This is a genomic window from Cobetia sp. (assembly GCF_983723665.1).
On sequence record NZ_CFDJES010000025.1, the window covers coordinates 20,369 to 27,658 of the forward strand.

General features: G+C 61.7%; 10 protein-coding genes. 9 read left to right on the forward strand and 1 reads right to left on the reverse strand.

Translation table 11 applies throughout. The features are described from left to right. The first annotated feature begins 76 nt into the window (after window positions 1–76). From yegS to AC4FAH_RS04425, 5 genes are all read left to right on the forward strand, one after another. Window positions 77–985 (forward strand): lipid kinase YegS, encoded by a 909-nt coding sequence (yegS, locus tag AC4FAH_RS04405; RefSeq protein ID WP_288989467.1) that lies wholly within the window; start codon window positions 77–79, stop codon window positions 983–985. Between the two features lie 163 nt (window positions 986–1,148). Continuing rightward, window positions 1,149–1,604, forward strand: a complete 456-nt coding sequence (locus tag AC4FAH_RS04410; RefSeq protein ID WP_286987310.1) for an NfeD family protein — start codon at window positions 1,149–1,151, stop codon at window positions 1,602–1,604. A gap of 137 nt (window positions 1,605–1,741) precedes the next feature. Further along, entirely contained in the window at window positions 1,742–2,767 is a 1,026-nt protein-coding gene (locus AC4FAH_RS04415) for an SPFH domain-containing protein (RefSeq protein ID WP_043337056.1), read from the forward strand. Between the two features lie 73 nt (window positions 2,768–2,840). Then, window positions 2,841–3,299, forward strand: a complete 459-nt coding sequence (locus AC4FAH_RS04420; RefSeq protein ID WP_373456560.1) for a nucleoside deaminase — start codon at window positions 2,841–2,843, stop codon at window positions 3,297–3,299. Between the two features lie 220 nt (window positions 3,300–3,519). Beyond that, window positions 3,520–4,068, forward strand: a complete 549-nt coding sequence (locus AC4FAH_RS04425; protein WP_286987311.1) for a hypothetical protein — start codon at window positions 3,520–3,522, stop codon at window positions 4,066–4,068. Window positions 4,069–4,327: 259 nt separating this feature from the next. Here the strand turns inward: AC4FAH_RS04425 and AC4FAH_RS04430 are convergent, their stop codons facing one another. Next, complete coding sequence (locus AC4FAH_RS04430; protein WP_043335501.1) at window positions 4,328–4,531, reverse strand: cold-shock protein; 204 nt, start codon at window positions 4,529–4,531, stop codon at window positions 4,328–4,330. Window positions 4,532–4,778: 247 nt separating this feature from the next. On the opposite strand from AC4FAH_RS04430, the gene AC4FAH_RS04435 reads away from it, so the two are divergent. The 4 genes from AC4FAH_RS04435 to AC4FAH_RS04450 all read left to right on the forward strand — a co-directional run. Then, the gene (locus AC4FAH_RS04435; protein WP_286987313.1) at window positions 4,779–5,618 is read left to right on the forward strand and encodes an isopenicillin N synthase family dioxygenase; all 840 of its coding nucleotides are present in this window, start codon (window positions 4,779–4,781) and stop codon (window positions 5,616–5,618) included. A 218-nt stretch (window positions 5,619–5,836) separates the two neighbouring features. Then, window positions 5,837–6,262 (forward strand): NINE protein, encoded by a 426-nt coding sequence (locus AC4FAH_RS04440; RefSeq protein WP_043335505.1) that lies wholly within the window; start codon window positions 5,837–5,839, stop codon window positions 6,260–6,262. A 127-nt stretch (window positions 6,263–6,389) separates the two neighbouring features. Then, window positions 6,390–6,815, forward strand: a complete 426-nt coding sequence (locus tag AC4FAH_RS04445; protein WP_286987314.1) for a hypothetical protein — start codon at window positions 6,390–6,392, stop codon at window positions 6,813–6,815. Then, window positions 6,815–7,290 (forward strand): ZIP family metal transporter (locus AC4FAH_RS04450; RefSeq protein ID WP_490245694.1); only part of this gene is annotated, 476 nt, incomplete at its 3' end. The genes AC4FAH_RS04445 and AC4FAH_RS04450, both read left to right, overlap by 1 nt.

Sequence of the window (7,290 nt, forward strand, 5' to 3'; positions counted from 1 at the left end):
GGGCAGAGATGGTTCATTGAAGGCCCCCGACCAGAGTATGCTTGTCGCTCGATCCGCATGTCGCCAAGGAGGCACCATGGAATCAGCGGCGCGTGTGCGCGTGATACTCAACGGGGACAAGGCTCAGCAGCCGGAGCTGCGTGAGGCCATCTTCGCTCAGCGTGAGCGTATGGCAGGGCTTGAAGTGCGGTTGACCTTCGAGGGAGATGATGTCGCGAGGCTGGTGCGCGAGGCGGTCGATGAAGGCGTCACGCGGCTGGTCGTTGGCGGCGGTGACGGCACCCTCAATCTGATCGCCAATGCATTGATGCAGCATCCACTCGCGAAGCGTCCGGAAGTCGCGATCCTGCCGTTGGGCACCGCCAATGACCTGGCGACCTCGCTCGGCATCCCCGAGCCGGTGACGGAGTCGCTGGCGCTGGCCTGTGAAGGGGCGGCGCGGGCCGTCGATGTGGTGCAGCTGGATGATGCCTACTTCCTCAACATGGCCTCGGCGGGCTTCGGTGCCGAGGTGACGCGCTCGACGCCCGGTGGCCTCAAGAAGCTGTTCGGTGGCGGGGCCTATTCGTTGATGGGGGTGCTCAAGGCGTGGGACTTCCGCCCTTATCGTGGCAGCGTGACCCTCAACGGGGTGGAGGAGGAGCTGGCGTTGTTCGTACTGGCGATCGGCAATGGTCGTCAGGCGGGCGGCGGTCAGGAGCTGGCACCTCGGGCGCTGCTCGATGATGGCTGCTTCGATGTGCTGGTGATCCGCGACTTCCCCATCGCGCGGGTGGGTGAGGTGATCGAGGAGCTGGAGTCGCTCCCCGACAACGGCCATTTCGTGCGTTATGTGCGCACTGACTCGCTGCACTATCGTGGTGAGTCGCTGCCGGTGAATCTCGATGGCGAGAGCTATCTGATCGAGAACAGCGAATTCCAGCTGATTCCCGGCGCTCTGCGTCTGGTCGCCCCGCAGGGCGCCGCCCTGCTGACACACTCATGAGCCCGCAGCTGGGCCATTGAGCGCCGGCTGAGCCATGAGAGCTGGCTGGTACACGAGCGCAGTCTGAGGTTTACTCAGGCTGCGCTCGTTGCGTTGGTGGCAGCGTATTCTTCCAATCTCTCGGCCGCGCAGGGCGGGAGTCAGGGCTTCAGGGAGTGATTGCATGGTCGGTTTGGCGGCGTGGCATATCTGGGTCATCCTCGCGTTGATTCTGGCGGGGCTTGAGTTGCTGGGCGCGCAGTTCGTGCTGCTGGCACTGGGTGTCAGTGCCCTCGGGGGTGCTCTGGCGGCGGGGCTGGGGGCGGGGCTAAACATCCAGTTGATCAGCGTCGCGATCACGGCCCTGGTGCTGGTGCCGCTGTTCGTGCGCAAGATCCATCCCTATCTGTTGCCCAAGACGCCCTACGGCACCTTGGGCAGCGGCGCGGAGACCGGGCAGCTGGCCAAGGTGATCATCGGCAACGGCGGCAAACCTGCCGTGCGCGTGTCAGGCAATGAGTATCCGCTACGCTGGGAGGGGGAGACGCCGCCGGCAGCGGGGGACACGGTCAGGATCGTCAGCGTCGAAGGCATCACCGTCTGTGTCGAGCCTGTCTCGAAGGAATCGGTCTTGAAGTAGTCTGTCTCGAAGGAAACTGCACAAAGACGCCATGAGATCGCGGCTCGATGGCGCGGTCGTGGTGGCAGCGGGTCAAGCGTGATCGGATATCTCACAAGGGCTTGCGGATACGGCCCAGTTCAAGGGAGTTGAGCAATATGATTATCAGTCCGGGACTCATCATCATTCTTTTCATACTGGCGCTGGTGGTAATCCTGCTGGCCAAGGGATTGATGATCGTCCAGCAGTCAGAAGCCGTCGTCATCGAACGCCTCGGCAGCTACAGCCGCACACTGGAATCCGGCGTGAATCTGGTGATTCCGTTCATCGACAAGCCGCGCTCGATCACCATTCGTCGCTATCGTGAGGTCAAGGGTGACAACCTGCCCTTGGTGGTGGAGGAGACGCGCATCGATCGCCGCGAGACGGTGATGGACTTCCCCGGCCAGAGCGTGGTGACGACGGATAACGTCACCGTGACCGTCAATGGCGCGCTCTATTTCCAGATCGTCGATCCCAAGCGCGCCGTCTATGAAGTCGAGAACTTCACCCAGGCCGTCGAGGTCCTGGCCAAGACCAGCCTGCGCTCCGAGATCGGTCGCATGGAGCTCGACAAGCTCTTCGAGAGCCGCAAGGAGGTCAACGACGCCTTGCAGATCACCATGGATGAGGTCGGTGACAAGTGGGGCGTCAAGGTAACGCGTGTCGAGATCCAGGACATCAGCATGCCCGAGGAAGTCGAGGACGCCATGCGGCTGCAGATGGCGGCCGAGCGCAAGCGTCGCGCTACGGTGACCGAGGCCAATGGCCAGCGCGAAGCTGCCATCGCGACCGCCGAGGGCGAGAAGCAGTCTTCGGTACTGCGCGCCGAGGGTGACAAGCAGGCCGCGATTCTGCGCGCCGAAGGTGAGCGTCAGGCCATCTATCAGCTGCGCGATGCCATCGGTGCGGAAGACCCGCAGCTGGTGGTCGGCTACATGTTGGGCCAGAAATATCTACAGGTGCTGCCGGACATGGCGCGCGAAGGTGATCGCGTCTTCATTCCCTACGAGGCCTCTGCCTTGCTGGGTGCCATGGGCAGTTTCCGCGAGCTTGCCACTGAAGTCGGCGAGCCCACCAATGCCAGCAATGAAGGGCTGAGACGCGCCCGTCAGATGATGACTGGCGAAGCGGGCCTGGGCTGAGTGTATTGTGCCGAGCAGTGAGTGGCAGTAGGCTGCCGCTCCACTGAATATTCACCGCATCTGGAGCAAGACGATGACAGCAATGACTACCGATCATGAGCGCTTCCTGCAGGCCGCCATTGAAGAGGCGGAAAAGGGCTATGCGGCCGGCGGCGTGCCGATCGGCTCGGTACTCGTCCATGATGGCAAGATCATCGGTCGTGGCCACAATCAGCGCCAGCAGAAGGGCAGCACGGTGTTGCATGGTGAAATGGATGCACTGGAAAACGCCGGTCGCCTGCCGGCCAGCGTCTATCGTGAATCCGTGCTCTACACCACGCTGTCACCGTGCCCGATGTGCAGTGGTGCCATCCAGCTCTACGGTATCCCGCATGTCGTGGTCGGTGAGAACCACACCTTCATGGGCGCGGAAGACCACCTGCGTGGCCTGGGCGTCAAGGTCGATGTGGTCGACAACGCGCGTTGCCGCGAGCTGATGGCGACCTTCATTCGCGAGCAGCCGGACGTCTGGAACGAAGATATCGGTGAGTGATCGCGGCGCGGTTGTTGGTGGTAGCTGATGGAAAATGGTGTTCGTTAACACTATTCTGCTGTGAAAAGGGCGGAATGCTTGAAAAGCTGTCGGTCTGGCACCATGTCTTGGGTATCAGGCGCCAAGCCACGCTTTCGCTTGCATGACTACACGACCTTTGTTGCAATGCCACTTGCAGGAAACAGGGGCTGGCAACTCCCCACCTATCATGGAGAAGACGATGAAACTCAAGCAATGGATGATTCCCGCACTGGCCGCTGGCCTGTCTCTGGCCATCGCTGGTTGCGATAACGGCGATACTGACAAAGCTGCCCAGAACGCCGAGACCTCTGCCGAGCAGAGCGCCGAGCAGGCTGAACAGAGCGCCGATCAAGCGACTGACGCCGCTGCCGAGAAGATGGATCAGGCAGCTGACGAAGCGGCCGCAGAGATGGATGACGCTGCTGACAAGGCCGAGAACATGGCTGACGACGCTGCCGAATCTGCCGATGCCATGGGCGATGAAGCTGCTGCCGAGAGCGAAAGCGCCCTCGACGCGACCAAGAACGCTGCTTCCGAGACCTATGAGTCCGCCAAGGAAGGTGTCAACGACGCTGCTGACGCCACTGCCGATGCTGCCAAGAACGCCTATGACTCCACCAAGGAGCAGGCTGCCGAGCTGACCGACTCCGCTGAGCAGTCTGGCGACAACGCTGCTGCCGAAGCGAACGAGAAGATCAACGCTGCGCAGCAGGATGCCAACGAGTCCATCGACGAAGCGCAGCAGTAATCACTGGCCAGCGAATGCTGGCGTGATGCCTGTCGCAAGCCGTGTCACTGGCTGAGTGCGAGTAATACGGCCGCCGATACAAGAACGCCGCGACCCTTTGGGTCGCGGCGTTCTTGTTGATGGCGACTCTTCGTGAAGCGTGAGTCAGGCCAAGGCCTGGCCACAAAAAAGCCCGCCGGAAGGCGGGCTTTTCCATGACTGTCTTGCTGCCATCATCAGAGCGCCGGTGAGGGCGGCCTGACCAGGCTGATCGAGAAGATCAGACCGGCTTGATGTTTGCGGCCTGAAGGCCTTTCTTGCCCTGGGTGACGTCGAAGGAAACCTTCTGACCGTCTTGCAGGGACTTGAAGCCTTCTGCCTGAATTTCAGAGAAGTGCGCGAACAGGTCGTCGCCGCCGTCGTCCGGAGAAATGAAGCCGAAACCTTTGGTGTCGTTAAACCACTTGACTGTGCCAGTTGCCATGATTCTTTCCTTGCTTACGAGATGATGTTGGTGGTCTGCCCATCAGACCAGAGTGCGTTGGTGCGGCTAGGGGGAATTCCACCAGAGAGACGCGTTGCGTCCAGCGACGACATCCTTTCCTGCTTGACCTACGCATGCAGCCTGGGCTGCACGTGCTCGCTTCCATTCGAACAGAAAGTTGTCGTATTGGCGACTCCTTCCAGCTCAAGTAGGATGCTCACACAGAGCCAACATAGATGGAAATGCCATGAAGGTCCAGAACGTAGATTACCGCTCGGCCGATGCAGCCGAAAAATTTGTCGAATCCCTGCGCACGACGGGCTTCGGTGTCATCCGCAATCACCCGATCTCTCATGAATTGGTCGAGAAGATCTACGCCGAATGGGCCGAATTCTTCTCCAGTGCCAACAAGCTTGACTGGCGCTTCGATCCCAAGACCCAGGATGGACTGTTCCCGGCAGATGTCTCCGAGACCGCCAAGGGCCATACGGCGCGTGATCTCAAGGAGTATTACCACATCTACCCGTGGGGCAAGATTCCGGACAGCCTGCGCGAGAATGCCATGGAGTATTACCGCCAGGCCGAAGCCTTCGCGGCAGAGCTTCTGAGCTGGGTCGAGGCCCATTCACCTGCCGAAGTGGCCGAGCTCTACCGTGAACCGCTCTCCAACATGATCAAGGACAGCGGTCAGACGCTGCTGCGCGTGCTTCACTACCCGCCGATGACCGGCAGTGAAGAGCCGGGCGCCGTCCGTGCCGCGGCGCATGAAGACATCAATCTGCTGACCGTGCTGCCGGCAGCCAACGAGCCGGGCCTGCAGGTGATGGACGTCAATGGCGAATGGATGGACGTGCCCTGTGATCCGGGTCAGCTGGTCATCAATGTCGGCGACATGCTCCAGGAGACCAGTGGTGGCTACTTCCCGTCGACCACGCACCGCGTGATCAACCCGACCGGCGAGGGCTCCAGCCAGTCACGCCTGTCGCTGCCGCTGTTCCTGCATCCGCGTCCCGAAGTGGTACTGTCTGACAAGCACACGGCGGACTCCTACCTCAAGGAACGTCTGCGCGAGCTGGGCGTCATCTAGCGCCGGCTGCGGCCTGGCTTTCGTTCCCGGCCTGGCTTTCGCTCCCGGGACCGATGAAGAGACACCTGCTGATCCGACGCCATCCGCGCCAGTGCGCGGGTGGCGTCGTCGTTTCCGGGCGTGGCCTCTGGCGGTAGAAGGCTTGATTCATCGGCGCCAAGACCGCATTGACAGTATTCGCAATCATGATCTGCCGCATCGCGGCTAAGGCTTCACTGATGACCACATCGCCTGTTGTACAGGACACGCATTCCAAGACCATGGGCTATCTGCTGTGGATCTTCGGTTTCCTCGGCGCGCACCGTTTCTACTATGGCAAGCCGGTCACCGGCACCATCTGGCTGTTCACCTTCGGGTTGCTGGGCATCGGCTGGTTGATCGACCTGTTCCTGATTCCGGCGATGGACCGCGAGGCGGACTTCCGTTTTCGCGAAGGCCCGATCAATTACTCGCTGAGCTGGATTCTGCTCACCTTCCTGGGCGTGTTCGGCATCCACCGCATGTACATGGGCAAGTGGCTGACCGGCTTGCTCTACCTGTGCACCGGTGGGCTGTTCTTCATCGGCGTGCTGTATGACTTCTGGACACTCAATGACCAGATATCGCTGCGCCATGCCGAGCAGGCGCCGGCCACCCAGCGCTAGAGAGCACGCCTGCGCTGCATCCAGCGGGACGGAAGTGACGTAGCAGGAAAGGCAGTGTCGAGCTTTCGCACGTTCTAATGTGCTGGGGCTCGGATGTTTTCATCAACATGACGACAAGGAAGTGAACATGATCTGGTTGAAAGCCTTCATCGCCGCCTTTCTGGCGACTCTGATCTTCCATCAGGGCCTCTTCGGGCTCTTCTATCTGGTCGATATCCTGCCCAAGGCGCCCTACAACATGACGCCTACCGGGCCGCTGGGCGTCCCGTCAGTGCTCTCGCTGGCCTTCTGGGGCGGGCTCTGGGGGCTGCCGCTGTGGGCATTGGTGCGTCGCAGGACGGGCGTCAGCCATTGGCTGATCAGCCTCGTCTTCGGTGCAGTCGGCCCGACGGCCGTGGCCATGCTGGTCGTCTTCCCGCTCAAGGGAATCGAGGTTGCGCCACTGATGGTGGTCGGTGGCCTGATCCTGAATGGCGCCTGGGGCGTCGGTACCAGTCTGTTGATGCGTGTGCTGGGTGCGCGACCGAGTCCTGCAGCCCCGACGACAGCATGATGGCATCGATTCCGTGGACCATGGTGGCGCTCGCCTGGGCTGCCGGGTTGTGCATGCCGCTGGGTGGCGTGATCGCCCAGCTGGAGCGCAGTCACGAGAGTCACGTCAAGCGCAGCTGGCTGGCGGGGATCACCGCGCTCGGCGGCGGCATTCTGTTGGCCGCCGTCTCACTGGTGCTGGTACCGCATGCCATGCAGGCGCTGTCCATCGCGACGCTGTTGGGGCTGTTCCTGCTGGGCGCGCTGATCTTCATGCAACTGGACCGCTGGCTGGCGCGCGGTGGCGGCGCCAAGGGCCAGTTGCTGGCGATGCTGATGGACTTCATCCCCGAGGCGATCGCGCTGGGTGCACTGGCCTCTGCCTCTCCGGCCGCGGCGATGCTGCTGGCACTGTTCATCGCGGTGCAGAACCTGCCGGAAGGCTTCAATGCCTATCGTGAGCTGGAAGGGGCCGGGCTGACGGCGCGTCAGGGGCT